The organism is Exiguobacterium sp. s121, from assembly GCF_018617245.1.
Lineage (GTDB): Bacteria > Bacillota > Bacilli > Exiguobacteriales > Exiguobacteriaceae > Exiguobacterium > Exiguobacterium profundum.
Genome location: NZ_JACSJV010000001.1, coordinates 1,839,047 through 1,865,563, shown reverse-complemented (window position 1 = coordinate 1,865,563; position 26,517 = coordinate 1,839,047). Strand labels below are relative to the sequence as shown.

General features: G+C 46.1%; 30 protein-coding genes. 22 read left to right on the top strand and 8 right to left on the bottom strand.

Annotated elements, in window-relative coordinates; genetic code table 11:
* Positions 1-69 precede the first annotated feature (69 nt).
* The 4 genes from KOG47_RS09590 to KOG47_RS09575 all read left to right on the top strand — a co-directional run bounded on the left by KOG47_RS09590 (position 70) and on the right by KOG47_RS09575 (position 4,728).
* Positions 70-402, top strand: a complete 333-nt coding sequence (locus KOG47_RS09590) for a nucleoside triphosphate pyrophosphohydrolase (RefSeq protein ID WP_215244128.1) — start codon at positions 70-72, stop codon at positions 400-402.
* Complete coding sequence (locus tag KOG47_RS09585; RefSeq protein WP_251131826.1) at positions 395-2,758, top strand: DEAD/DEAH box helicase family protein; 2,364 nt, start codon at positions 395-397, stop codon at positions 2,756-2,758. The genes KOG47_RS09590 and KOG47_RS09585 overlap by 8 nt, the downstream gene beginning before the upstream one ends.
* 45 nt (positions 2,759-2,803) lie before the next feature.
* Positions 2,804-3,061 carry a hypothetical protein gene (locus KOG47_RS09580; protein ID WP_078146508.1) on the top strand — a complete coding sequence of 86 codons (258 nt, stop codon included), beginning with the start codon at positions 2,804-2,806 and terminating at the stop codon, positions 3,059-3,061.
* A gap of 128 nt (positions 3,062-3,189) precedes the next feature.
* Positions 3,190-4,728 carry a hypothetical protein gene (locus KOG47_RS09575; RefSeq protein ID WP_215244127.1) on the top strand — a complete coding sequence of 513 codons (1,539 nt, stop codon included), beginning with the start codon at positions 3,190-3,192 and terminating at the stop codon, positions 4,726-4,728.
* A 491-nt stretch (positions 4,729-5,219) separates the two neighbouring features.
* Here KOG47_RS09575 and KOG47_RS09570 read toward each other — a convergent pair whose 3' ends face one another.
* Positions 5,220-6,113, bottom strand: a complete 894-nt coding sequence (locus KOG47_RS09570; protein WP_215244126.1) for a S8 family peptidase — start codon at positions 6,111-6,113, stop codon at positions 5,220-5,222.
* Between the two features lie 243 nt (positions 6,114-6,356).
* Positions 6,357-6,788, bottom strand: coding sequence for a helix-turn-helix transcriptional regulator (locus KOG47_RS09565; protein ID WP_074037572.1), 432 nt, complete (start codon positions 6,786-6,788; stop codon positions 6,357-6,359).
* Between the two features lie 274 nt (positions 6,789-7,062).
* Between KOG47_RS09565 and KOG47_RS09560 the strand changes: the two genes are divergently transcribed.
* Together KOG47_RS09560 and KOG47_RS09555 are read left to right on the top strand one after the other, a co-directional pair.
* The gene (locus tag KOG47_RS09560) at positions 7,063-7,914 is read left to right on the top strand and encodes an SAR2788 family putative toxin (protein WP_074037570.1); all 852 of its coding nucleotides are present in this window, start codon (positions 7,063-7,065) and stop codon (positions 7,912-7,914) included.
* Between the two features lie 15 nt (positions 7,915-7,929).
* Positions 7,930-8,409, top strand: coding sequence for a YxiG family protein (locus KOG47_RS09555; RefSeq protein ID WP_074037569.1), 480 nt, complete (start codon positions 7,930-7,932; stop codon positions 8,407-8,409).
* A gap of 169 nt (positions 8,410-8,578) precedes the next feature.
* Here the strand turns inward: KOG47_RS09555 and KOG47_RS09550 are convergent, their stop codons facing one another.
* From KOG47_RS09550 to KOG47_RS09530, 5 genes are all read right to left on the bottom strand, one after another.
* Positions 8,579-8,941 carry a DUF1304 domain-containing protein gene (locus tag KOG47_RS09550; protein ID WP_214691164.1) on the bottom strand — a complete coding sequence of 121 codons (363 nt, stop codon included), beginning with the start codon at positions 8,939-8,941 and terminating at the stop codon, positions 8,579-8,581.
* Position 8,942: 1 nt separating this feature from the next.
* Positions 8,943-9,227 carry a putative quinol monooxygenase gene (locus KOG47_RS09545; protein ID WP_026826548.1) on the bottom strand — a complete coding sequence of 95 codons (285 nt, stop codon included), beginning with the start codon at positions 9,225-9,227 and terminating at the stop codon, positions 8,943-8,945.
* Positions 9,228-9,254: 27 nt separating this feature from the next.
* The gene (locus tag KOG47_RS09540) at positions 9,255-9,893 is read right to left on the bottom strand and encodes a nitroreductase family protein (RefSeq protein ID WP_159561950.1); all 639 of its coding nucleotides are present in this window, start codon (positions 9,891-9,893) and stop codon (positions 9,255-9,257) included.
* Positions 9,894-9,916: 23 nt separating this feature from the next.
* The gene (locus KOG47_RS09535) at positions 9,917-10,327 is read right to left on the bottom strand and encodes a MarR family winged helix-turn-helix transcriptional regulator (RefSeq protein WP_159561951.1); all 411 of its coding nucleotides are present in this window, start codon (positions 10,325-10,327) and stop codon (positions 9,917-9,919) included.
* A 104-nt stretch (positions 10,328-10,431) separates the two neighbouring features.
* A complete protein-coding gene (locus KOG47_RS09530; protein ID WP_215244125.1) occupies positions 10,432-11,199 on the bottom strand; it encodes a hypothetical protein in 768 nt (255 codons plus the stop codon).
* 180 nt (positions 11,200-11,379) lie between these two features.
* Here KOG47_RS09530 and KOG47_RS09525 point away from each other — a divergent pair, with 180 nt between their 5' ends.
* The 16 genes from KOG47_RS09525 (at position 11,380) to mnhG (ending at position 25,098) form a co-directional block, all read left to right on the top strand.
* Positions 11,380-11,769, top strand: coding sequence for a GntR family transcriptional regulator (locus KOG47_RS09525; protein ID WP_074037561.1), 390 nt, complete (start codon positions 11,380-11,382; stop codon positions 11,767-11,769).
* Positions 11,756-12,637: an ABC transporter ATP-binding protein gene (locus KOG47_RS09520; RefSeq protein WP_074037559.1), complete on the top strand. Its 882-nt coding sequence runs from the start codon at positions 11,756-11,758 to the stop codon at positions 12,635-12,637. Before KOG47_RS09525 ends, KOG47_RS09520 begins: the two co-directional genes overlap by 14 nt.
* Positions 12,627-13,757, top strand: a complete 1,131-nt coding sequence (locus tag KOG47_RS09515) for an ABC transporter permease subunit (RefSeq protein ID WP_074037557.1) — start codon at positions 12,627-12,629, stop codon at positions 13,755-13,757. The genes KOG47_RS09520 and KOG47_RS09515 overlap by 11 nt, the downstream gene beginning before the upstream one ends.
* Positions 13,758-13,769: 12 nt before the next feature.
* Positions 13,770-14,234 carry a DUF4825 domain-containing protein gene (locus KOG47_RS09510; RefSeq protein ID WP_015881085.1) on the top strand — a complete coding sequence of 155 codons (465 nt, stop codon included), beginning with the start codon at positions 13,770-13,772 and terminating at the stop codon, positions 14,232-14,234.
* Between the two features lie 136 nt (positions 14,235-14,370).
* The gene (locus KOG47_RS09505; protein ID WP_214782543.1) at positions 14,371-16,044 is read left to right on the top strand and encodes an AMP-binding protein; all 1,674 of its coding nucleotides are present in this window, start codon (positions 14,371-14,373) and stop codon (positions 16,042-16,044) included.
* A 79-nt stretch (positions 16,045-16,123) separates the two neighbouring features.
* Positions 16,124-16,702 (top strand): fatty acid metabolism transcriptional regulator FadR, encoded by a 579-nt coding sequence (locus KOG47_RS09500; RefSeq protein WP_074037553.1) that lies wholly within the window; start codon positions 16,124-16,126, stop codon positions 16,700-16,702.
* Between the two features lie 79 nt (positions 16,703-16,781).
* Complete coding sequence (locus KOG47_RS09495) at positions 16,782-17,555, top strand: electron transfer flavoprotein subunit beta/FixA family protein (protein WP_015881088.1); 774 nt, start codon at positions 16,782-16,784, stop codon at positions 17,553-17,555.
* A 14-nt stretch (positions 17,556-17,569) separates the two neighbouring features.
* On the top strand, positions 17,570-18,535 hold the full coding sequence (locus KOG47_RS09490) for an electron transfer flavoprotein subunit alpha/FixB family protein (protein ID WP_074037552.1): 966 nt from the start codon (positions 17,570-17,572) through the stop codon (positions 18,533-18,535).
* Positions 18,536-18,642: 107 nt separating this feature from the next.
* Positions 18,643-18,957, top strand: a complete 315-nt coding sequence (gene trxA / locus KOG47_RS09485; RefSeq protein WP_015881090.1) for a thioredoxin — start codon at positions 18,643-18,645, stop codon at positions 18,955-18,957.
* 346 nt (positions 18,958-19,303) lie between these two features.
* The gene (locus tag KOG47_RS09480; RefSeq protein ID WP_078146522.1) at positions 19,304-21,745 is read left to right on the top strand and encodes a Na+/H+ antiporter subunit A; all 2,442 of its coding nucleotides are present in this window, start codon (positions 19,304-19,306) and stop codon (positions 21,743-21,745) included.
* A complete protein-coding gene (locus KOG47_RS09475; RefSeq protein ID WP_015881092.1) occupies positions 21,717-22,154 on the top strand; it encodes a Na(+)/H(+) antiporter subunit B in 438 nt (145 codons plus the stop codon). The genes KOG47_RS09480 and KOG47_RS09475 overlap by 29 nt, the downstream gene beginning before the upstream one ends.
* Entirely contained in the window at positions 22,154-22,495 is a 342-nt protein-coding gene (locus KOG47_RS09470; protein ID WP_015881093.1) for a Na(+)/H(+) antiporter subunit C, read from the top strand. Before KOG47_RS09475 ends, KOG47_RS09470 begins: the two co-directional genes overlap by 1 nt.
* Positions 22,488-23,972 carry a Na+/H+ antiporter subunit D gene (locus tag KOG47_RS09465; protein ID WP_215244124.1) on the top strand — a complete coding sequence of 495 codons (1,485 nt, stop codon included), beginning with the start codon at positions 22,488-22,490 and terminating at the stop codon, positions 23,970-23,972. Before KOG47_RS09470 ends, KOG47_RS09465 begins: the two co-directional genes overlap by 8 nt.
* A 7-nt stretch (positions 23,973-23,979) precedes the next feature.
* Positions 23,980-24,465, top strand: a complete 486-nt coding sequence (locus KOG47_RS09460) for a Na+/H+ antiporter subunit E (protein WP_015881095.1) — start codon at positions 23,980-23,982, stop codon at positions 24,463-24,465.
* Positions 24,465-24,761 (top strand): Na(+)/H(+) antiporter subunit F1, encoded by a 297-nt coding sequence (locus tag KOG47_RS09455; RefSeq protein WP_026826530.1) that lies wholly within the window; start codon positions 24,465-24,467, stop codon positions 24,759-24,761. The genes KOG47_RS09460 and KOG47_RS09455 overlap by 1 nt, the downstream gene beginning before the upstream one ends.
* Positions 24,739-25,098, top strand: a complete 360-nt coding sequence (gene mnhG, locus KOG47_RS09450; protein WP_215244123.1) for a monovalent cation/H(+) antiporter subunit G — start codon at positions 24,739-24,741, stop codon at positions 25,096-25,098. Before KOG47_RS09455 ends, mnhG begins: the two co-directional genes overlap by 23 nt.
* 42 nt (positions 25,099-25,140) lie before the next feature.
* On the opposite strand, the gene KOG47_RS09445 is transcribed toward mnhG, so the two are convergent.
* Positions 25,141-26,454 carry a dihydrolipoyl dehydrogenase family protein gene (locus KOG47_RS09445; RefSeq protein ID WP_074037543.1) on the bottom strand — a complete coding sequence of 438 codons (1,314 nt, stop codon included), beginning with the start codon at positions 26,452-26,454 and terminating at the stop codon, positions 25,141-25,143.
* Positions 26,455-26,517 lie beyond the last annotated feature (63 nt).

Sequence of the window (26,517 nt, the reverse complement as noted above, 5' to 3'; positions counted from 1 at the left end):
GTATAATGAAAGTATAGTATTTTAATAGAAATTGATCTACCGCAATGCATGCAGAAAGGGTTGAGAATAATGAGGAAAGAGTACAATAAATTAATCCGTGACCGCATTCCTGAAATTATTCACGAATCAGGAAAAATCCCGATTGTGAAGCAACTTACTCAAGCCGAACACTTTGAGCAAGCACGTTTGAAACTCTATGAAGAAATCAAAGAGTATGAAGAGACGAACATTGATGAAGAGTCTCTTGAAGAGTTAGCTGACATTTTGGAGTTGGTCTATACACTTGGAAACATGCATGGGGCAGACTTCGATGAATTGAATCAGATTCGTGAAGAGAAACGCAAAAAACGTGGTGGTTTTGAAAAGGGGCTATTTTTAGAAGAGGTCCTTGATCATGAGTGATTTACGACTCCATACGAGCAATCTGGGCATCCCTTTACAAGAACACATAGACGCGGCGACTGAAATTTATATGGTCGTCGCGTTTGCTCAAGTGTCGGGAGTGAAGGAATTATATTCTTCATTAAAACAAGCGAGTGAAAGCGATGCTCAAATCAGAATTTTGGTAGGAGACTATCTGTACCTCACCGATCCTGATGCACTGGATATTCTATTACAAATACCGAATATTGAGCTCCGGCTATACCGCTCAAAAGGAAGGTCGTTCCATCCAAAGGCATATTTGTTCCGAACAATGGAAAGCGGTACATTTTTTGTTGGTTCCTCGAATTTATCGCATAGTGCGCTAAATCATGGTGTGGAGTGGAATGTTGAGATTCCTTCAAGTGTATCAGAGGAGGTTTTTGAGGAGTCAGTCGCTGCGTTCCATGAGTTATTTTATAGTGAATATGCGCAAATGATGAATCCAGTCTCGTTACAGTCTTATCGCGAAGAGTATGAAGCGCGAAAGGATCGAATGAAGGAGCTGGAGGTCGCTGAACACTCTCCCGTTTACATAGAAGATGATTCGATTACACCGACGTCTGTCCAAGATGCGGCATTGTTGGCACTCCGAGAGACGATGGCGGAAGGTCGAAAAAAAGCGATGCTCGTTTTGGCGACTGGATTAGGAAAAACGTATTTAAGTGCATTTTTTGCTCGTCAATTCAACCGTATCCTTTTCGTTGCGCATCAAAAGGAACTTTTGTTACAGGCAGAAAAGTCATTTCTCAATGTGGCAACGGATTGGAAGACAGGATTACTCCTTGGAGGTGAATCACGAAATCAAGAAACTGCTGATGTCGTGTTCGCCTCGATTCAAACGTTAGCTTCGAAGCAAAGAATGGAGCAATATGACCCGGAGCAATTCGATTTGATTATCGTGGATGAGTTCCATCATTCGGCTGCTCCTTCCTACCGTCGGGTGCTAGATTATTTTCAACCAAAGTTCTTACTTGGTTTGACTGCAACACCTGACCGATTAGACGGAGGAGACGTATATGCACTTTGTGATGATAACGTCGCTTTCCAGATGCACTTTACGGAAGCGATTGAAGAATCGTTTTTAACCCCGTTTCATTACGTTGGAATTTATGATGAAATCGACTACTCTCAGATTCGTCTTATCAATGGACGTCGTTACGATCAAGAAGAGTTATTGGCAGAACAGTTAAAAGAAAGTGTTGCCGAGAAGATTTACAAGGCTTGGTCAGAACATCATCAATCGAGAGCACTAGGATTTTGTTCTTCCGTTGTACAAGCTGAATATTTGGCGGATTATTTTAGGAGACAAGGAGTGCAGGCGGTAGCGCTTCATAGTCAGGCCGAGTATGATCGCACCGAAGTGATTACTCAGTTAAAGCATGGGCAATTGGACATCATTTTTGCAGTGAATTTATTTAATGAGGGTGTCGATATCCCTGAAATCGATACGCTATTGTTCTGTCGTCCGACAGAATCATTGACAGTGTTCACCCAGCAAATCGGACGAGGACTACGTCTATCAAAAGGAAAGACGCATTGTACAATCATCGATTTGATCGGGAACTATAAAAATATTGATAAGAAACTGGCGCTATTGACGACAGACGGTCCAGATTCACTGAAGAAGGTTCCAACATCAAATAGCTTACCTACTTCGTGTACAATCGAATTTGATTTAGAGACTGTCGATCTTTTGAAGAAAATGATGATTCGTTCTTCGACACGACATCAATTATTAGAACGAAATTATTTCATGGTGAAGGAAGAGCTAGGGAGACGACCGACCTACCTAGAACTAATTCAACGAGGCGAATATTCATTGGAGGCGTATCAATCCGAAAGGAAGCACTTTAGTGGCTTCTTCGGCTTTTTAAAGAAGATTGGTGAGTTAACAGACGGTGAGTTAAGTGTTTTTGAAAATATGTATCCTCTTTTGTATGAAGTGGAGGATACAAGAATTACAACAAGTTATAAGATGGTTGTATTATCCGTCATGTTAGAGCGGGGAAAACAAATGTGGTACACTCCTTTGAAAGCATCTGATGCAGCTTATCCGTTTTATGATTACTTGACGAGTGTGCCTTATCGTCAACAGATTGATGGAAAGACAAAAGACTTTCAGCAACCTTTCCATCAACAACGGATTGAAAAATTGTTGGTGCGGATGCCATTCGATAAAATTGCCAAAGGACCGTTTTATGTAGAAAATGAAAGCCTACATATCGAATTCAATGAAGCGCTCCGCAATCCGGTAGTTTATGAATGGGTGAGCCAGATTGTAGAAGTTCGCTTACATTACTACTTCAGTCGGAAAGCACAACGATCATCAGATTGATTGATTTAGTGATGTTGAATGAAAAATTAGAGAGGTGGGGATAAGGTGAAACGCCTGTTACTACGTAAAATCCAATTCGCCCTCCAACACCACGGTGGGACAGCATCTTTAAAAGACATTTATGCGTATGTCGAAAAATCATACTATCAACTCGAACTCGATCGATATAAAGATTGGAAAGGGCACATCAATAAACAGATTCGTGCGCATTCCAGTGATTCGGCGAGCTTTACCGGAAAAGAAGACCTCTTTTATTCCACGGGAAATAAAGGCATTTGGGGTCTTAGACAATCCAATAACTAACGAAAGCGGGACCAATTTCACTTGGTTCCGCTTTCAATGTTTACAAAACATCACACCCTATTGTCACACAATGTTCATTCCTGTACACTTCGATATTGTGTGCTAAAAATTATGTTAGGGGTTAGTCAATGGAACTTGTACAGCAATTATCTCAAATGCAACTCATCAACCAATTCTGGTTGCTTATGGTCTTCGTCATTCCAATGGTCATTTTATCTCGTATGGTCGTGGCTGGGACGCGCTTCTCACCGATCCTCGTCATCGTCATCTTCGGTCTCGGTCTCGGATTCGGTATGGTCGAGCTCGGTATCGCGACGCCGGGTCTTCCTGAATTCCCGCTCGTCGACTTCTTGTCACGGACGACGATCATTGCGTTAGTCGTTTCATTCTTCGTCGGCGGACAAGAACTTCGTAAAATCTTGAGTAAACAAGAGCTCGACATGGAGGACATCGTCATTCCTGCCAAAGAGGAAATGTTCCTCGGGACAGGACGTACGCAGTTCATCTTCATCCTTCGTTCGTTCTTCTTGCTCGTCGGTTTGGAAGGGTTCTTCCGTATGGCAATCGAGCCAGGTACGGCAGAAGGGATTGCGCTTTACTACCCAATCCTCGCACTCCTCGGTCTTGCCGTGTCGTTCTTACTCATCGACCATAAAGCACAAATTCAGGACAAGAAAGTATACATGCAAAAAGGTCTTATCGAGACAGTTCTCTTGCTTGTCATCTTGTTCGTTTCGTTCTTGATTGCGACAGCGATTCAGCCAATTATCGCACTTCCGCAAATCTTCTTCGCGATGTTGATTTCGTCAGCACTCGGTGCCATCTTCCATAACTGGACGTATGGACCGACTGTCCGCGCGCTTCTCTTCGCAGGGATTCCGGTCGTCTTGGCTGCCAACTTCATGGTCGGGGGTTCAAGAATCGGTGACGCGTTCGCAATCGAAGGCATGAATTCGATTCTCGTGTACGGTTTCTTCGGTCAGTTGTTCTGGATGTTCGGTGGAATCGCACTCATCATGTGGTTCGCTCGCACGGGTCACATCCGTAACCTCGCACCAGGTATGGCAGGTTCACTTTCACACAGTGGTCTTACAGGAGCGTGTACGGCTGGTGACTTCGGTCAAGTAGCAGCGAAACGTGCGCCAATCATGATCAACATCCCGTTCTTCGGACATATCTTCGTATTCTCCATCCTCGCGGTCAGTGCCGACAACGGTGCTCTCTGGATTTGGCCGACAGCCATCATCGTCTTGGTCGGTCTCGTACTCACTGCGCTCGCGTTGAAAAACTTACGCGCGGCGAACGGGGAAGACTTCAAAGAAGTCAAAGCCCTTATGCAGTTCTCGTTCGGGTGGCAGATGATGGCCGTCTTCGGTGGTCTCGTCATCTTGACGTTCAGCACGATCGCATTTGACTACACGACGATGGCACAATCGTCAGCGATCTCGCACTTCGGCTTGTTCGCAGCGGTTCAAGGTGGAATGTTCGGGACGGAAGCCTCGCTTCTCATCCCGCTCATCTTCTCGATGCCGTTCCTCGTGCACCCAATCGTCTTCTATATGTTCGGGAAAGCGCTCGACAACAATGGCGAAATGCCACGTGTGCCGGTATATGCGATGGCGCTCGTTGGTGTCGTCGGTGTATCTGCAGCGATTTTCGCCTTATAATAGGACTCCGCTCTGACTTCGGTCAGGGCGGTTTTTTTGATGAAATCGATATGATGAACAATTAACTGTGAAGAGGGGGAACGTGTATACATAGTCGCTCATTACTTTAGTTGAATGAATTGTAATTAGAGTGTGGATTTTAAATAATCTTATAGATGAGCTTGACTAAGCAGTCATAATCTACTTCAAAGAACTATATTTTATTCAATTTATAGGTGAAATTGTGACTTGCGCAAACAAATTAAAGTTGTAAAGAAATCTCGTTTACTATGAAAAAATATTTTATTTGTACAAGACGAAAGAACATTTCGATTTTCTATACAAATTAGTACTGAATCCACTGTAAAAAGTAAAACAGAGAACCATTCATTGTTTGAGGTGATGATTTTCTGTTGAATAGCATTTAAAAAAATAATAAGTCACGATACTCTGATTAAATGCAAGTTAGATAATAATCATTTTAATATTTTTAAACGCACTATAAAGTGTTTTTAATTTTCGATGTATTGAATCAATCCATTTCCATACTGATTAATTGGACCTAAATTTATAGAGTTTTGCTCTAATTTTGCTATTAAGTTTTTTCTTTCTTCATTGTTGAGTAATAAGGAAACAACAGCAGTGGCATATGCGGTTGAAAAAGATGTTCCTGATTGAGATTCGATTTTACCGTCTAGGTTTAGAACAGGCACTTCCACTCCTGGTGCTACAAAATCGACTTTTCCTTTAGCGGCATATGCATAGATTGATTTATTTTTATCAATAGCAGAAATAGATAGTACTTCTTTATAGCGGGCGGGGTAATCTGTCGATAAACCGAGTGTATTACCAGCAGCTGCTAAGATTATGATTCCGGCATCGTGGGCCCTCTTAATAGCATTCTCTAAAGTTTTATCATGATGGGAAAAACCGTAGCTCATGTTAATGATATCTACGTTTTGTTTTATAGCCCAATCAATTCCTCTAACTGTATTATCAAGTTCTCCGTTTGCTTGGTCATCTAAGGTTTGAACATCATACAAATGTATATTCTCGTTGATTCCAATCTTTGAATTTTCAAAAGAGGTAGCGGCGATGATACTTGCAATCATAGTTCCGTGAGGATGTATAGCTGAAGTATTCGAAGAACTATCTAGCGTATTATACTGTTTGATAACGTACTTATGTAATTGAGTAATATCACTATTGATTCCTGTATCCATTATCGCAATCTTAATTGGTTGTTTAGAGGATGATAATTTGTTTTTTGTTAACGAAAGAGCACAATGCGTCCAATTTTGTTCACACTCCATTCCTTGCTTGATATTCGTTGAACGATCACTCCCTGTTACGATTGTTGAAATCAAAACTACTACTGCTAGAGTGCATATTTTTAGTTTGATCATATTGATTTTCCTTTCTGAGTAAAACTTAATACTGAATAAAAAAACGCTATTTTAAAGTTTATATTGAGTCTTTCTTTTCTTAAATTACTTCTTTATATTTTTTTGATAATTGTTTGTTTCATTCTTAATTTAAAGAATCTGAATATACCAAGGCTACTACACAATTTGATAACGTGTTTTACCAACTATCAGTTCGTACGATGAGATTCATGAAAAAGTAAGAGAAGATAGTTATTTTAAACACTAGATATAATAAGTAGAGTGGATATTTTTAATTAAAGCCATTAAGGATAAAAACGTAAGTAATAAACGATGTTCGTCTGTTCTTTTCATAAAAAAAAGTACTGCTGCCAACGTGATAAATCCGAAAGGCGCAAGAAAGTAACTTGCGACAATGGTCAAAACCAATGCACAGTGTCTCATCTCAGATCGAACACTATTTTTTCGGACGTTTATTTTCTCTTCAGTAAGAACTGAATTTTCAAGAATATTGTCTAAAGAAACGTTATAGATTTCACAAAGTAATTTCAAATTTTCAATATCTGGTATAGATTTACCATTTTCCCATTTGGATACTGCTTGCCTGGTGATGTTAAGTTTGTCAGCAATTTGCTGTTGTGAATATTTATTTTCTAATCGTAACTGTTTTAATCTCTTTTTCAATTTACAGTTCATAACTCTTTACACCCCTTAAAAGACTGATACGACAACAATGCCACTATTAGTTTACATTAAAAAAACCAATGAGGAACCGATAGTTTCTTTTTTGAAAAGCTAGTATAGTTCAGAATGATTATATGATTTGTAAGATAAATACATTGAATAAAGATGGGGGAGGGAGTAATTTTATTGGAAATAGTCACTGCTATTTTCTTTTCTTATTTTGTCAAACAAATCAGTACGATTATTTATTAGGGTTATTCGATTTTAGAAAACAGGGGGATATATTATGAGAAGTTTAATAACAAAATTAATTGTAATTACATTAATATTTAGTTCAGTAATCAGTGGTTCCAACGTTTCGGCATCAGATTCAAAAAAATCAGAGATAAATATAATCGAAGAAAAAGTTCAAGAAATCCAGAGTAATCCGTCTTCTACAGAAGATATTGATGTTCAAGAAGAGTTAGGGTTGAATGATGAAAATTTGGACATGAAATTATTAACGTCAGGTTCTCAAGATGTCCTAGTAAATTCGAATATTGAAATCGATAATCAAAGTATTGAATCGAATATTATTTTTAATGAAGAGGATTTAGAGATTAAGGCTACTATCTCTTCAAATGATACTGAAAATAGTATTAAAGAAGTTTATACTGTAGAAATCAATAGGATCGAAGGGGAGAACTTCGAGGGGGAAATCAGGAGCTTAAATAGTGGTGAAACATTTTCTGTAAATACGATTGAAGCTTCTGCATCTGTACTTCCGGCTCTAATCCCGCTTATTCTTAGAGCTGGTCTGCAATACGTGATTAAGCATTACGGTAAAAAAGTCGCTATGCAGGCTATGATTGATTTAGGAGTTTCACAAATTACAAAAGCGTATGGTGGAGTAGTTAAAGATGCTAAAAATGGTAAAGGTAAGGTAATTACGATACCAAATAAGAAGCAAGAAATTGTTATTCGATTAATGGAAGCTGGATCCGGTGGGCGTAAAGAAGCATATTGGAGAATGTCTGTCGGTAACAAGGCGTTAAACCGAGCCGGTAACTTTTCGAATAACGCTTCTGAAACTCACATTACATTGCAAGAGTCATCTCCATCAACCATTATTTCGCTTATAAAAAAATTTAAAAAGTGAATGAGGTAAGGGAAAATGAATGAGAACGAAATCAAAATGAATGAGTCTTTAGAATTCTTGGTCAACGGTTGGGAAATTGCAAAGTTAGATATCGATTACTTCAATGAGACGATTACACTCTTGGTAGAAAGTGTAAAACAGCAATCTATATTAAAAACACGAGTTTCTTTCAAAGAGGTTCTTTCATACTATGTTTATCAAGAAGAAGTCGTTTATAATGAAGATCCTTATGAAACGTATAGACTTAACAACCGTGAGAAAGATGATAGTTCTTTCGTCAGCGAGATTGGTTATCACCCAAATGGATTTGCACACATAAAAATTAAGAGCTTAGATTCTGAATTAACAGCGATTGAAGAAATAACATCAAAGACTAACTTATATTTTCAAGTGAACAACAAAGATCATTTCTTTATCGAATGCAATGTCATTGAAATCAATGACGAGACTTTTGAAGACTTGATTCAAACGAGCGATAGTTTAAGAATTACTTAATACTTTTCCAGTCATACAAGGAACGGATGTCTACTAATGATGGCTATCTACCTTTTCTTGAAGAAATACCTGTCGAAACTGTTGTTATCAAGAATCTTTCCATTGTACTGGAACGATGACACTCAATAAAAAAGCGTCCGACCATTTCTCAGGTCGGACGCTTTTTCTGTCATAAGATCACCATCGAGATCAACGTCAAGATGGCAAGCCCACCTTGTGTCAGAATAATCTTCTTGTCACTCGTGATACTGCCATATAGGGCAACGAGAATGATATAGGTCAGCATCATGGTGACAATCTCGACCGGGTTGGGGGAAAGATAGAGTCCGTACAAGAGCCCGACTCCGATCAATCCGTTATAGACGCCTTGATTTTTGAACAAAACCGACACCGAGTCTCTCGTTAGCTCGTCTTTCGACATACGGAAGACGCGTGACGTCGACGAGGATGCCGTCGCAATCGTCTCTAAATAGAAGATATAGAAGAATTCGATGGCGACAAGCGTTCCGAGCACAAGGGTGAGCGTCGACATATTAGTTGACCGCTGCTACTTGTACGACTGGTTTTGCAGACACGTAGTTCGCCACGTTTTGTGCGAAGTTGATGAGGACCGGGTTTTGGTTGTGCTGCTCGAGAGCGGCTTGGTCTTCCCAGTTCTCGATCATGACGAAACGGTTCTCGACAGACGTTGACTCGTATAGGTCATATCCGACGCAGCCCGCTTCTTGTTTTGATGAGTCGATCAAGACTTGGATGTCACGCAAGAAGTTCTCGCGTTGTGATGCTTGGATATCGAATGTGGCGTTGACTAAGATCATGGTTGATTCCTCCGATTGTGTGGTGAATTATTTGAACGATGTGACCGTTTGAGCGTCAAGACGTACAGATTGGTAACCTTCTTCTGCCGCTTTCCCAACAGACAAGATCATGACTGGTACATAACGGTCTTTGTCGAGACCGAACGCTTCTGCGAGTTGGTCTTTCTCGAAACCACCGATTGGGTTCGTGTCATAGCCGTGTGCACGTGCTGTGAGCATGAATTGCATCGCAGCGAGACTCGCATCGATCTTCACGATGTCGTTCATCTCTTGTTTCGAGAGGTTTTTGTAGTAAGGGATGATTGCGCCGAGCTGTTGATCACGCACTTCTTGTGGCATTTTGCCTTCTGCGACCGCTTGATCGTAGATTTGTTCGCCGTACTCGTAGCACTCCATGTCTCCGAAGATGAGGAGCATCGCTGCAGACGAATCGTTTTGACGTGTGTTGAAACGGATGAGTGGTTTGAGCGTCTCTTTCGCTTCTGGGCTCTCGATGACGACGAAGCGCCATGGTTGCATGTTGACCGATGATGGGGCAGTCGTTGCTTCTTGAATCATCTCGAGCATTTCTTCTTGTGAGATTTTCACGTTCTCGTCATAGACACGGATTGATTTACGACCGAACATGACGTCTGTAAATGTATTGTTTTCGAATGTAGTTGCCATTGGTGAATTCCTTCTTTCTCTGTTTAGGCGTGACTGTTCAATTTTTGAAGCAGCCCGGATAAGTGTTGAATCTCTTCAGCGGACAAGGCTTGTAAGACGAGATGGTTGGCCCGTTCGTCTCGCTCGCAGTGCCCGAGGTCTTGCTCTGCTTTCTCTGTCACACGGACGAACATCTCGCGATGGTTCTCCGCGTTCCGCTCTCTGACGACATATCCTTTCTCTTCAAGGATTTTCAAATGTCGGGTGATGGCGGCATTGTCGATTTTCATTTCTTCTTTAATCACGCGTTGCGAACAAACGCCTCGTTCTTTGACGACTTGCAGCATCTCGTAGCGGGTCAGGCTGAATCCTGTCTCCCGTTCGAACGACGATGCGACGTTTTGTTCCGCCAACTTGATTTGGTAAAGTAATCGGCTGATTTCACGTAGGTCCATTGCGTCCCACCTTTCTCAATTGACTTATCAATCGTTGACTTGTCAAACGATACAACGTTTTGGATTGCCTGTAAAGTCAAACGCTCAAAAAAGACGACACCGGATTATTGTGTCGTCTCCTCTTCGATAGGGGTGCCATCAAATCGATATTCTGTCGTGAATGTCGTCTCGTCGAATCCATACATTCGGTCGTAGGCATTCAAGTCCTCAATCGTCCGCACGTCGAGGAAGGACGGGTCGATGTCAGACGCTTTGCGCGTGAACATCATGTACCGTTCTGTGTAATCGTCATTTCCTCCAGGCTTTCCGTCGAACGAGAAGTGAATCCAATAGACATCGGATTCCACTACGCGCATGACGTCGAGAATCCGTTGTTTCTGTTCGTCCGTATTGTTCCAGTCTTCATGAAACATGATCGAGACGTCGAGATACGTCTTCGGATTCGTTTCATAGATGGACGTCGGGGTCGGGCTGACTTTTGCTTGCGCATCATCGGACACTCTGGTCGGTACTTCCGCACGGACGGTCTCTTCTTCTTTTATGATTCCTTGCGACACGAGTCGCTCGTGAATCGTCCGCTCTGCCTCGCGTTCCCAATACGTCTCGAGCACGTTATCGTGGATGGAGCCGTCACCATACGTTTCAAGATAGTAAGTTCCAACGAATGGTTCTTTCGTCAATGTCATTTCCCCGATATAACCGCCCATATGCCAGTCGCGAGACAGTTCGATATCGGCTTGTTCGTTGTACGTTTCCTTCACATACGCGGTATAAGTCTCCCGTGCCTCTGACTTTTCAAGCGTCGAATATACGAAGAGGCCGCCAGCAAGAAACCCACCGGCCATACCTGCCAGTAATCGTTTTTTAATCATTTCGTCACCTCTCGTTCAATCTACCTGATATTGAAGGAGAATACCTCGGTCCAAAGTCTTATTCAAATCATTTCCATTTCGCTGTAAACTAAAAGTGCCCTCAAAGAACTATTGTAATTGCGTGTACTAATACATATAATACACTTAAAGAGTAACATTGATTATGAGAGGGTGTGACCCATGTTATACAAAATCGATATGAAAAGTTCAGAACCGCTATACGAGCAAATCGTCAATCAAACGAAAGAACTTGTTATCCGTGGAATTTTACGACCAGGAGATAAGGTGATGTCCGTGCGTGAACTCGCCACCGATCTCGTCATCAATCCGAATACGGTCAGTAAGGCGTATCAGGAGTTGGAACGGCTCGGGCTGCTCGAGATGCGACGTGGACGTGGGACGTTCGTCTCCGAGGACTGGGTGGACGATGATGCGGCACGTGAGCCGGTCATCGCCTCGATCAAAAAGATTGCGATCGATTGCCACTATGCGAACGTGCCGTTAGACGAAGCCATTGACGTATTGCGAACGGAATATGAGAAAGTAGGGAAATCCAATGCTGAAAGTTGAACAGTTAAGTAAAAAAATTGACCGTCAAACGATACTCGATGGCATCGACTTTACGGTCGAATCTGGAGAAATCATTGCGCTCGTCGGACGTAACGGTGCCGGTAAGACAACGCTTCTCCGCACGATGGTCGGCATCATTCGCCCAGATATGGGCGACGTGCTCTATGGTTCGAAAAGTATTTTTAAAGATGCGGGATTGAAGCGTGACGTCATCTTCGTACCGGATTCAGCCGATGCGCTCAAAAATTATACGGTGAACGAGGCGACGGACCTGTATGAATCGATTTATCCATCCTTCAACCGTACCGTCTTCCGTGAGACATTGACACGATACAACATCGACAACAAAAAGATCCGCCAGCTTTCTAAAGGACAAAAGGCACTCGTGACGTTATCACTCGCCTTCGCCGTCCAAGCGAAGTACTACCTGCTCGACGAACCGACGGACGGACTTGATGTCGTCGCCAAATCCGATGTGTTAAAACTGATGATTGCCCAAGTCGAGAATCGGAACTGCTCGATCATCGTCTCAAGTCACCAACTCCATGAACTCGAACGCATCGCTGACCGCATCATCATGATTGAGAATGGACGTGTCAAAGCGATCTTGTCACTCGAAGAGGCACGTGCCCTCAGCATCAAGTGGCAAGTCGTCTTCAACGACCATGTCCCGGTCGAACTGCTCGAACGAAAAGATATCGAAATCATCAGCGTGACGGGACGTGTCGTGCTGTTCATGGCGAAAGAACGGACGGAAGAGCTCGAAACGTTCATCGATTCATATAATCCGATGCTCATCGAAGAGATTCCGATGTCTCTTGAAGACGTCTTCCGTGTCCAGTTAGGAGGAGAAGCCCATGTTGTCTAAAGTATTGTTAAAGAAAGATTGGAAACAAGTGTCGTTGCTTTGGATGCTGCTCGTCTTCTTAGGCGTCGTCGCCTTCACTGTGCCGGCTTGGACACAATTCGAACAGTTTGATGAGCAGATTAAAGATGCACGAGCGAATTCTGTAGATTACGGGATCCCGTTTGAAGAACGAGATCGCCTGACGGTTGAGTCCTTCTTCGACCCTGATTCGAGTTTAGCTTTCTATCTTGGTGACATAGGTGATGTCATTCCGGTAGGACCAGTTGTATTCTTATTCGTCGTGTTTAGTGCGCTCATGGCCACGTCGCTCATTGGTGCCGAACGAAACAGTCAAATGTCGGACTTTTCGATGTCGCTCCCCTTCACCCGCACCCAGCTGTACATATCAAAATGGGTGTTGGGGGCAAGTGGGATTATCATGTCCACGCTATTAGGAAGTATCGCGATGTTTGCATTGGTCGCCACTTCCCGTTATTCCTTCTTATTAGAAGGGACCGTATTTAAATCGATCGTGATCGTCCTGTATATCGCCTTGATTGGGATCTCGTTATTCTCGTTGGCTTTATGGATGGGATCGTTCGGTGGGGAATCGATTTCTCAATCAGTGTGGTCGTTTGTCGCCTTGATTTTCCCGTTAGGAATTCTCGCATTGATTCAAGGATCAGCTTACTCGCTGACTGGTCGAGGTGATGCGTTGGGTTGGTTAATCGATTCAGCTTATGAAAGTGTATTTATTCAAGCCATCTCACCACTCGGTAACTTGATGAATTTATCTTTATATGAATACATTCGATCCGATCAGTATTGGCAAGAGTTCGTCACGATTAGCATTCCATCGTCTATCGTCTTTATCGTCTTGTCATTATGGTTAGGAGCTTGGATGTACAATCGTGCACCGCAAGAAAACAACGGTCGTTTCTTCATGTTCAACAACTGGTTATGGCTCGTCCACATTATCATCGTTGGATGTATCGCGATGTTCACAGGAATTGTGTTCACGACATTCACGTATCAAGCGAACAGTATGTTGTACATCGTAGGCTTTGTGATCGGAGCGTTCTTAGCACACTTACTCGCTAAACGTTTGCTTTACCGCTTCAACTTAAGACTCAAATCGTAAGGAGGGACACCTATGAAACGCTTCTGTCTGTTGCTCGTACTCGTCATTTCACTGGCAGGATGTATGAACCCGGAACCGGACGCCTTTGAATACAAAGGGGCGAAAGTCGGGGACAATGCAGCCGTCGTCGGCATTGCCGGAAGTTTGCCGCTACATGAATGCTATCGATCGGTCGAACTGCAGACGAAGAAGCGTCCTTATGGGTTGACCGTCCGTTACGAAGACCCGGGTATGGAACGAGCGGAACAAGAACATCTGGCGATTCGGAATGCGGCTGCCTATTTCACCCTCATCCCGAACGCCGAAATCGTCCGTTTTGCTTTCCCGAACCGGACCTATGCCTTCTCTCGACCTGAAATGGAGGCATGGTTCGGGACTGACTTCTCAAATATTCGTCATGAAAAAGAATTGCAACAACTCATGAATCAGAAGCTTGAAAAACTGGATTCGAAAGATTCCTATTTTAGGCGGGTATGACAGCGATTGGATGACAAATCCAATCGCTTTTTTTGATATTTTCTGAAAATTATCGGGTAAAGGGTAGATGAAAGCGTTTTCTTAGCATTATAATAGGGTTAACTGAATGAGTATTCATTTCCAAGGAGGAACAGCGATGAACAAACCGTGGTTACAAGATTATCCAGAAGGAATGCCCCAGTCAATCGATTATGAGGTAAAGCCGCTCTATGAGGCGTTGTCTCGCGCAGCAAAGGATTATCCAAATCGTACGGCCGTCTCCTTTATCGGAAAGGAGTGGACATTCGCGGAAATCGATGATGCCGCACGTCGACTCGGAACGATGCTTCAAGCGAAAGGGCTTGAAAAAGGCGACCGCGTCAGCCTCATGCTTCCAAACTGTCCTCAATACGTCATCTCGTTCTATGCCGTACTCTATGCAGGAGGGACGGTCGTCCAGACGAACCCACTCTATACGGAACGTGAGCTAGAAAACCTCGTCACGGACGCAGGTGTCAAAATCGTCATCACCCTCGACCTGTTATATCCGAAAACGCTTCGCGTCAGTGAGAAGACAGAGATTCAAACCGTGATCACGACGAGTATCGCTGATTACTTACCATTCCCGAAAAACAAACTGTATCCAATCAAAGTGAAACGTGAGAACAATATCGTCATCGATACGACCGGATCGACGCCGTTCAAAAATTATAAAGACTTTAACCCTATCACGCCACTCGACATCGAACCTAAAGAAGATGTCGCCGTTCTTCAATATACAGGGGGGACAACGGGACTTCCGAAAGGTGTCATGTTGACCCACTTCAACTTGACGGCGAACGCCGATCAAATCACGAACTTATTCTATAAGTACAATCGCGGGGACGAGAAACGCGTATTGTGTGTCGTGCCGTTCTTCCACGTCTATGGGATGTCTTGCTGTCTGAACTTTGGGGTCACGAACGGCTATGAGCTTGTCCTCGTGCCACGTTTCGAAGTGACGGATGTCTTAAAGACGATTCAGAAGAAAAAGCCACACTTCTTCCCGGGCGCACCAACGATGTATGTCGGAATCTTGAACGACCCGAAACTGAAGAAGTATGATTTGTCTTCGATTGAGGCGTGTATCTCGGGTTCGGCACCACTTCCGATCGAAGTGCAAGAGGAATTTGAGAAGATCACGGGTGGTCGCATTGTCGAAGGGTACGGTCTGTCTGAGACGTCGCCGGTCACGCATGCGAACTTCTTGTGGGATAAACGGATTGTTGGCTCAATCGGTGCCCCGTTATCGGATACTTCTGCTAAAATAGTAAAAGCAGACGGAGAAACAGAGGCGGACATCGGTGAAATCGGGGAGATCATGCTGAGCGGTCCACAAGTCATGAAAGGCTACTGGCAGAAACCGGAGGAAACGGCAGCCGTCTTGAAAGATGGGTGGCTCGCAACCGGTGACCTCGGCTACATGGGCGAGGACGGGTTCTTCTATATTGTCGACCGGAAGAAGGACATGATCATCGCAGGTGGCTTTAATGTCTATCCGCGTGAAATCGAAGAAGTCCTCTACGAACATCCGGCCGTGAAGGAAGCGGTCTGTATCGGTGTCCCAGATCCATATCGGGGTGAGACGGTCAAAGCGTTCATCGTCCTTCGCGATGGCTCGAGTGTGAAGGAAGAAGAACTCGACAAACATTGTCGTGAGAAGCTTGCGGCCTATAAAGTGCCGAAGTTGTATGAGTTCCGCGACGAGTTGCCGAAGACGTTCGTCGGTAAGATTTTACGCCGTGTCCTCGTCGACGAAGAGAAGGCCAAACAAGTGAAACAAAGCAGTTGACACCAAGCGTACGCATGATAGAATAATAAATGAATGAACCATCATTCATTTTTCTGCAACGGTAAGGAGCTTGGGGTTAATGACAAATCATATTTCGAAAAGTGACCGAATCATTGATGCGGCGGTCAAAGTAATTGCCAATCATGGCTATCACGGTGCAAAGGTGACAGCCATCGCCAAAGAGGCGGGTGTCGCGGACGGCACGATCTATTTGTACTTCAAAAACAAGGAGCATCTCTTAATCGAATTGTTCCAAGCGAAGATGGGGCTGTTCATCGACTACTCGAAACAACAAATCGAGAGCGAGACGTCAGCTGGGAGTAAGTTGTATCAGTTGATTGAATCACATTTAAAGCAACTGTCGGCAGATTACGACCTCGCCGTCGTGACACAAATCGAACTGCGGCAGTCGAACTTGGTACTTCGCCAAAAAATCGGAGAAGTGCTCAAACCGTATTTGAACTTAATCGATTCTGTCGTCAAACATGGAATCGAGACAGGAGAGTTTGACAAGGATTTAGACTATCGACTCGCCCGTCAAATGATTTTCGGCACAATCGATGAGGTTGTGACGAGTTGGATGGCGAGCGGCTTCAAGTATGATCTGTTGTCGACGCTTCCAAATGTGCACCATATGTTGAAAAAAGGGCTTACGTAACAGTGAGCCCTATCACTAGCTCAAAAAATGAATGCTGATTCATGAATGATGGAAAGAATTGACTAAAGGGGGATCAACCATGAATATTTTTGTTTTGCTGAAACGTACGTTTGATACTGAGGAAGCGATTCAGCTCGAGAATGGGGAAATTCAAGAAGACGGCGCTGAGTTCATCATCAACCCGTATGACGAATATGCGGTCGAAGAAGCGATTCAAAAACGTGACGCACTCGGGGGAGAGGTCACGGTCGTCACGGTAGGACCAGAAGATGCGGATAAAGAATTACGTACAGCGCTCGCAATGGGTGCGGACAAAGCCGTTCGCATCTCAATCGAGGACGATGTCGAGGATGCGGACCATGTCACGATTTCAAAAGTGCTCGCCACATACTTGAAAGAACAGGACGCAGACCTCATCTTCGCAGGAAACGTGGCAATCGATGGCGGTAGCGGACAAGTCGCACCACGTGTCGCAGAACTTCTCGACATGAACTACGTGACGACGATCACGGGTCTTGAAATCGATGGTACAACGGCTACGGTCACACGTGACGTCGAAGGGGATACGGAAGTGATCGAAGTCGCACTCCCACTTCTCGTGACGGCACAACAAGGGTTGAACGAGCCACGTTACCCGAGCTTGCCAGGAATCATGAAGGCGAAGAAGAAACCGCTCGAAGAACTCGAACTCATGGACATCGATCTCGATGAAGATGAAATCGAAGCGAAAATCGAGACGATTGAACGATTCTTGCCAGAAGAGAAGAAAGCCGGTCGCATCCTTGAAGGCGATATGTCGACACAAGTGAGCGAACTCGTACAACTTCTTCGCACGGAAGCGAAAGTCATTTAAGGGGGAGATCATAGATGAAAGCTTTAGTACTCGCAGAAGCGCGTGAAGGCGCGTTACGTAACGTATCATTCGAAGCCATCGCTGCGGCGAAGCAATTGACAGACGATGTGACGGCAGTCGTGATTGGGGATCACGTGCAATCACTCGCACAAGAACTCGGGGAGTATGGTGCAAGCCGCGTCCTCGTCGTCGAAGATGATCGCCTCAAGCATTATACGCCTGACGGCTACGGTCAAGTGCTCCGCCAGTTGATCGAGCAAGAAAATCCGGAAATGATCGTTCTCGGGCACACGGCTCTTGGAAAAGACATCGCACCTAAACTTGCGGCACGTCTCGATGCCGGACTCATCAGTGACGTTGTCTCCATCGAAGGAACTGGACATGATGCAGAGTTCGTGCGTCCAATCTACTCAGGGAAAGCGTTCGAAAAAGTGAAGTTCAAAGATTCGGTCATGTTCTTCACAATCCGTCCAAACAACATCGATGCACTCGCACGTCAAGCAGGCGCGAGCGTCTCTGTTGAAACGCCAGCCGTCGAATTGAAAGACCTCGCGATGATTGTCAAAGAAGTCGTGCGAAAAGCGACTGGGAAAGTGGATTTGGCGGAAGCGAAAGTTATCGTCGCAGGTGGACGTGGCGTCAAGAGCGAAGACGGGTTCAAACCACTTGAAGAGTTGGCAGAGCTTCTCGGAGGCGCGGTCGGTGCTTCACGTGGAGCATGTGACGCCGACTACTGCGATTACGCCCTTCAAATCGGACAGACGGGTAAAGTTGTCACACCGGACCTCTACATCGCATGTGGGATTTCGGGAGCGATTCAACACTTGGCTGGGATGAGTAACGCGAAAGTCATCGTCGCCATCAACAAGGACCCAGAAGCAAACATCTTCAGCGTGGCAGACTATGGTATCGTCGGCGACTTGTTCGATGTCGTCCCGATGTTGACGGAAGAGTTCCGTAAGCACCTCGTCAATAGCTAATAAGCAAAACGTTTTGGGGTTGTTACCCTCCGTGGTATACTCTGAACATGAATTGCATGAGAGTTCTCTATCAGGACTCTCTCATCTTATTGGGGAGGTTTTTACAAATGGCTATTAAACATGCAACGACTCAATCGTTTGAACAAGATGTAAAAGAGGGCGTCGTCCTCGTAGATTTCTGGGCAACTTGGTGTGGACCATGTCGCATGATTGCGCCAGTTCTTGAAGAACTCGATCAAGAAATGGGTGACCAAGTCCAAATCGTGAAACTCGATGTCGACGAAAACCCTGAAGTCGCAGGTGCTTTCCAAATCCAAAGTATCCCGACACTCATGATGTTCAAAGATGGTGAGCCTGTTTCGAAAACAATGGGCTTCCAACCAAAAGAAGCATTGAAAGAGTTTATCGCGACAGCACAATAATTGCGTAGCAGCCGATTGAGATCGGCTGCTTTTTTGTTTTACTGAGTAGAAAAGAAGGAAAAGGACAGGCAAGTAGGGAATAGGATGAGTTATTCCACGCACCCTCAATCCGGTCATATTCCGATACATAACGTCTGATTTCAAATTTTTTTTGAAGAAATTCCGTCGGCTTCCTTCATATTTAACAGATTCGGAATTTTGACGGGGGAGCGCTTGAACTGGAAGCTTTTATCATGGAAACAGACTGAAAATTTACGCTATACTCATGAGGAAGACATGATGGAGTCAAGTGACCTTACTTTACGGCTCAATCTATTGTACGACTCTGTTCGAAGGAGGAATTTTCTTGTCGCTGTTACATTTAGCTATTTTGTTGCCGCTTCTTGCGGCACCATTCATCCCGCTTTTGTTCCGGGGGATGAAACAAATTCATACAGGCTGGTTCGTCTTGATCGTTCCGGTCGTGCTCGTCACCTACTTCGCCGGATTCATTCCGATCACGAGTGCAGGGGACGTCGTGACAGAGACGATTGCGTGGATGCCATCCCTCGGGATTAACTTCACGGCATACGTCGATGGACTCAGTCTCTTGTTCGCCCTTCTCATCACGGGAATCGGCGCACTGGTCGTCCTTTATTCGATTTACTATTTGAATAAGGACAAAGAGTCGCTCGGGCATTTTTACGTGTATCTCTTGATGTTCATGAGTGCGATGCTCGGGGTCGTTCTCTCGGATAACATGATTGTCATGTATATGTTCTGGGAGCTCACATCGATTTCATCATTCCTGTTGATTGGATATTGGTATGAGAAAGAACGTTCCCGCTATGGAGCGCAGAAGTCGATGCTTCTCACCGTGTTCGGCGGATTGTCGATGCTCGGGGGGATCGTCTTACTCGAATCGATGGTCGGCTCGTACAGCATTCGCGATATGGTCGCGAACTCGGGCGTCATCGCCGAGAGTCCATTCTTCCTCGTCGCGATGATTCTCATCTTGCTCGGGGCGTTCACGAAGTCAGCGCAGTTCCCGTTCCACATCTGGTTGCCTGACGCGATGGAAGCACCGACTCCGGTCAGTGCGTACCTCCACTCAGCAACGATGGTCAAGGCGGGTCTCTACCTTGTGGCCCGCATGAGCCCGGTGTTCCAAGAATCATCCGTCTGGCTATGGACGATTGCCGGAGTCGGGATGTTCACGATGTTCTGGGGTTCATTCAATGCCGTGAAGCAGACCGACCTGAAGGGAATCCTAGCGTTCTCGACCGTCAGTCAGCTCGGGTTGATCATGTCACTCCTTGGACTCGGAGCGGCGGCGCTCCACTATGACGGCATGGATGACAACATCTTTATGGTCGCGACGATTGCGGCGATCTTCCATTTGATCAACCACGCGACGTTCAAAGGCTCGCTCTTCATGATGGTCGGGATTGTCGACCACGAGACGGGCACACGTGACATTCGTAAACTCGGTGGTCTGATGACCGTCATGCCGATTTCATTCACGGTCGCCGTCATCGGTTCGTTATCGATGGCTGGTCTTCCGCCATTTAACGGATTCTTGAGTAAAGAGATGTTCTTGAAGGCGACGACGAAAGTCTTCTCGGCCGACTTCTTCGCGCTCGATACGATTGGGATTCTACTCCCGATCATCGCCTTCGTCGGAAGTGTGTTCACGTTCATCTACAGCATCATGCTGTTCACGCGGACGTTCATGGGCAAGGCGAAGTTCGATCAATTGCCGAAACAACCGCATGAGGCACCGATTGGCATGTTAATTTCGCCGGTCATCCTCGCGATTCTCGTTGTCGGTCTCGGGTTCTTCCCAAACGTGTTGTCGAACTCGCTCATCAAGCCAGCCGTCGAGTCGATCTATCCGACACTCGTCGCGCAAGGGCAAGATGTTAAAGTAGATATTTACTTCTGGCACGGTTTGACGCCTGAACTATATATGACAATCGGGGTGATCCTTCTCGGTTCATTACTGTTCTGGCAAATGGGTAAATGGATGGGCATCTACAACCGCATCCCACATCGTTTGACGCTCAACGGGATGTACGACGGTACGCTCGTATGGTCGAACAAGGCGGCATATCGCTTTAAAGACAACTACATGACTGGTTTCATCCGGTCGTACTTGATCTATATTTTCGTCTTCCTTTCAGGTATGATGCTCTTCAGCATCTGGTGGTTCGACATGTACCGCTTCTCGTTTGAGAACCTGGCTGAGATTGCACCTTATGAATATGTGCTCGGAGCTGTCGTCATGCTAGCGGCGCTCGCGATTCTCTTCATGAAGTCGCGTCTCCCGTCCATTATCCTACTTGGGGTCGTTGGATACGGCGTGGCACTGTTCTTCGTCTTCTTCGGTGCACCGGACTTGGCGCTCACGCAGCTCGTCATCGAGACGGTCTCGGTCGCATTGTTTTTGCTCGTCTTCTATCACATGCCGGACATCAGCAAGAAGGAAGTACGGATGCGTTTCAAAGTCGGGAATGCCATCGTGGCTGTTCTCGTCGGGACGACCGTGACGCTTCTCAGCTTCATGGCGCTCACAAACAAATCGCTCACTTCGATCTCAGAGTATTACAAAGAGAACGTGTATGAGCTTGCAGCAGGTAAAAACATGGTTAACGTCGTTCTCGTCGACTTCCGTGGATTTGATACCTTGTTTGAAATCGTGGTTCTCGGGATTGCGGCTTTCGGGATTTACACGATGATTAAATTTAGAACAACACGACGTACGAAAGGAGAAGGTGAACATGAAGCAAAACAGCAGACGCGTCAATGACGTCATTTTGCAGACGGCCGCGATTATCATTTTCTTCATCATTGTCATCTTCTCCATCGACTTGTTCTTTGCCGGTCACTATTCACCAGGTGGAGGATTCATCGGTGGATTGATGACATCCGCGGCACTCGTCTTACTGTTGCTCGCATTTGATTCGAAAACGCTCGCGAACGTGCTCCCGATTGACTACCGTCTCATGACGGCGACCGGATTACTGATTGCCCTTGCGACAGGTCTTCACTCGGTTTTCTTGGGTCGTCCGTTCTTGACGCACGCATACGGGAAGTTTGACTTACCACTTCTCGGTGAACAGACCCTTCACACGGCGATTGCGTTCGACTTAGGGGTTTACCTTGTAGTCATCGGAATCACGTTGACGATTATACAAACGATTGGAGAGAGTGAATAATGGAAATCTTCGTTAGCATCATCATCGGTGTCCTGACGATGTGTGCCGTCTATCTTGTTCTCTCAAGAAGTTTGTTACGCATCATCATCGGCACTGCCTTGTTCAGTCACGCGGCACACCTTCTCGTCTTGACGACGGCAGGTTTGAAGACAGGGGCTGCCCCTGTTCTCGTCGACGGTGTGACGGAATTCACAGACCCGTTACCGCAAGCGCTCGTCTTGACGGCAATCGTCATCAGTTTCGGGGTGACGGCGTTCTTCCTCGTACTTGCCTACCGCACGTATCAGGAGCTCAGCACGGACAATATGGAAGAAATGAAAGGAACAGAATCGTATGATTAACTTACCGGTCTTTCCAATCGTCATTCCTGCGCTTGCGGCCATCCTTATGATGTTTATGCCAAAACGGGTCCAGCTGCAGCGCGCAATGGCTCTTGGAGCTTTAGTTATTACGGCGATCGTGTCACTCTTTCTCGTGCATACGGTCTCCACGGAGGGGATTCAAACCCTCAACCTCGGGAACTGGCAAGCACCGTTCGGCATCACGCTCGTATCGGATATGTTGTCAGCCCTACTCGTGACGACGTCGACTCTCCTCACGCTCTTCATCGTGTGGTTCGCCGTCCATTATTTCTCTGACTCATATGAAGGAAACTACTTGTACATCTCGATGCTCTTCTTGCTCGTCGGGGTGAACGGTGCCTTCACGACAGGTGATATCTTCAACTTGTTCGTCTTCTTTGAGGTCTTCTTGATGTCCTCATACGTATTGATTGTACTCGGTGGACGTGGCGTCCAGTTACGTGAGTCAATCAAATACTTGCTCGTGAACATCATCGCCTCGGCGCTCTTCGTCATGTCAGTCGCCTTGCTTTACGGTGTCACAGGTACACTCAACATAGCGGACTTGGCGATGAAGATCCCGCTTGTCGATAACCCGGACGTCATCACCGTCATCGGTGTGCTATTCGTCATCGTCTTCGGGATGAAAGGGGCACTCGTCCCACTTCACTACTGGCTCCCTGGAGCGTACGTGGTCGCACCGACCCCGATTCTCGCCATGTTCGGGGCTCTCTTGACGAAAGTCGGGGTGTACTCGATCTTGCGGACGTACACGCTACTCTTTGATGGGAACGGTGAGTTTTTACAGACGTTCCTCATGTTGCTCGCTGTCCTCACCATCTTCATCGGGATGACAGGGGCCATCGCCTATAACGACGTGAAGTTGATCATCATCTACAACATCATGATCGCAGTCGGGGTCATCTTATACGGGATTTCGGTCAACACGCAGACGTCCCTTGAAGGGTCGCTCTACTACTTGATTCACGATATGATCATCAAGGCCGTTCTCTTCATGCTCGTCGGGATGATGATCGGAATCACCAAATCCGGTCAACTCCGTGATATGGGTGGACTCATCACTCGCTTCCCGTTGTTCGGATGGACGTTCTTCGTCGCAGCGCTCTCGCTCGCTGGGATTCCACCACTCAGTGGATTCTTCGGGAAATTGTTGATCGTCTCAGGTGGGATGGACGAAGGCGAGCTGTTCGGACCACTTCTCGTCCTCTTGTCGAGTCTCTTCGTCCTCTATTCGGTCATGAAGATTTTCTTGAACGGGTTCTGGGGCGAGGCGAAGCGCGAGTATGATGGACCGCTCGTACCGTATACGAAGCGTTTGATTGTACCGGTCTTCTTGTTGCTCATCATCGCGGTCGCATACGGATTTGGGGCAGAAGCCATCCATCCGTATATCACGCAAGCGATTGAGCCGCTCGTCAATCCAGAAATCTATATCGATGCCGTGATAAAGGAGTGAATGACAGATGGCTTATCAACTATTGATTAACTTTTTCTTGGCGTTCATCTGGATGTTCCTCACGGGATCGTTCACAACGAGCGGATTCTTCGTCGGGTATCTACTCGGCTTACTCATCTTGTTCATGATGCGCCGATTCTTTAAATCTAGTGGGGGCGGTTTTTACTTCACACGCGTCTGGCGTCTGTTTAAACTGCTGCTCATCTTCATCCGTGAATTGTTCCTCGCGAACTTTGAGGTACTGCGTCTCGTCCTTAGTCCGAAGTTGAAAATCCAACCAGGGATTTTCCGCTATGAAACGTCGCTCGACAAAGGATGGAAAGTCAGTTTGCTCTCGATGCTGATCACGCTCACACCAGGGACGCTCGTCGTTCAGGTGTCAAAAGACAATTCCGTGCTCTATATCCACGCACTCAACATGCCGGATAAAGAAGCGCTACAAAAAGACATTTATGATAACTTTGAATCAAGCATTAAGGAGGCGACAGAGTGATGGATTTACTAGACATTCTCATCTACATCTCGCTCGCCATTCTCTTGCTTGCGATGTTGATGATGTTGTATCGTGTCGTCAAAGGACCGACGACGGCAGACCGAGTCATCGCGCTCGACTCAATCGGGATCGCGCTCATCTCGGTCGTCGCGTTATTGTCGATTCTGCTCGATACGACCTTGTATTTTGAAGTCATCTTGCTACTCAGTATTTTGGCCTTCATCGGAACGGTTGCGTTCTCGAAATTCTTAGAGAGGGGAGAGATAATCCAACATGACCGCGACAATGATCTTTGATCTCATTACCGGCATCTTCACGATCATCGGCGTCTTCTTCACGGTCGTCGCCGCGATCGGTCTCATCCGTCTCCCGGATATTTATTCGAGAACACACGCTGCCTCAAAGAGCGCGACACTCGGTGTCATGTTCGTCCTCTTCGCGGCCGTCCTTCATGTATATGTCGATGAAGGGGTGTTTGATGCAAGACTCTTGCTCGGTCTCTTCTTCGTCCTCTTGACGGCTCCTGTTGGAGGTCACCTCATCTCGCGTGCGGCGCACGCGAAAGGTGTTCCACTTTGGGAGAAGTCATTACAAGACGCACTGAAAGAGGACAAGGACAAAGGAATCGAATAAGAAAAAGACGGGATTTGCCAAGAGGCAAGTCCCGTCTTTTGTTTAGATGAGATAGGTCAGGTCGGAGGCGGCGGTCGGATAGGCGACTTCTAAGTGCTTCACATGTTGATGCGACAGTTTGTTCTGTATAATGAAAGAGAACAGGTTGATGAGTTCAGGGGCGTGGTGACCAATCAAATGAGCCCCGATGACGTGCCCTTCTGCACTCAGTAACACTTTTGAATATGCGGTTGCGTCGTTGATTCGTGAATAGGTGAGGAAGTGCGACATGTCCGTTTCTTTCACGTCGAAGTCAATGCCCTCAGCTTCCGCTTCCTCGACCGTAAGACCGACTTTGGCAATCGGTGGCGTCGCATAGACGATGGTCGGGGCCGGACGCTCAGGGAGTGACCGTGTATTCCCGTGAAGCATATTGAGTGCGGCGAGGCGCCCTTCCTGACCGGCGAATGGAGTGAGCGCAGGATTGGGACTTTTGGCGACGTCGCCCGCGGCGTATATATTCGGGTTACTGGTTTGCAGATGCTCGTTCACGTGTACACCGTGATGATCCGCTGTGACACCGACCGCTTCAAGCCGGAGTCGCTCGATGCTTGGAATTCGTCCTGTGGCGTTAAGGACCACGCCTTCGAGGGTAGAGTCATCTGATAACGTTAAGACGTTGCCATCGATTCGTGTTGGTTCGACGTCATGTCGGATGGTGATGCCGATTCGCTTCGATTCCTCAATGAGCCGATGGACGACGTTCGGGTCGAATGCTTTCAACGCACGTGAACGGATGAGGAGTGTCACGTCGCTTCCGAATCGTCGGAAGATATGGGCAAACTCAAATGCGATATACCCGGCGCCTACGATGTGAATCGAATGGGGAACCGTGTCAAGGTCGAACACATCATCGCTCGTGATTGCCAGTTCGCCACCTGGGATGTCAAGAGGGCGGGGTGTTTGACCTGTGGCGATTAAAAATTGAGTGGCAGAGAGCTCGTGACCATCGATGACGATTGAATCCTCATCGATAAAGTGAGGCTCTCCCTGATATAAGTCAATGTTCATCTCATCCCAATGCTGTTTTTTGGATGTTGGGATAGAGAGGCGGTACTCATCAATCCGCTTTTTAAAGGACGACCAATCGAGTGACAGGCTTCCTTCGACGCCAAGCTCACGCATACGTTCCGTTCGGGCAAGGAGTTCTGCTCCTTCTGCAAGCATCTTCTTCGGGTCACATCCGCGTTGAGGACATGTTCCTCCGAACGTCCAATTCTCAATGATGGCGATCTCTTTACCGGCTTCGCGTAAAATGGAAGCGGCTTGACCCGCTGCGGATCCGCTACCAATAATGATGACATCGTATCGTTTCATAATATAAAATCCTCCTCTGACGAGATATCACACTCTTTTTCCCGTCCAGGAGGAAGCTAAACT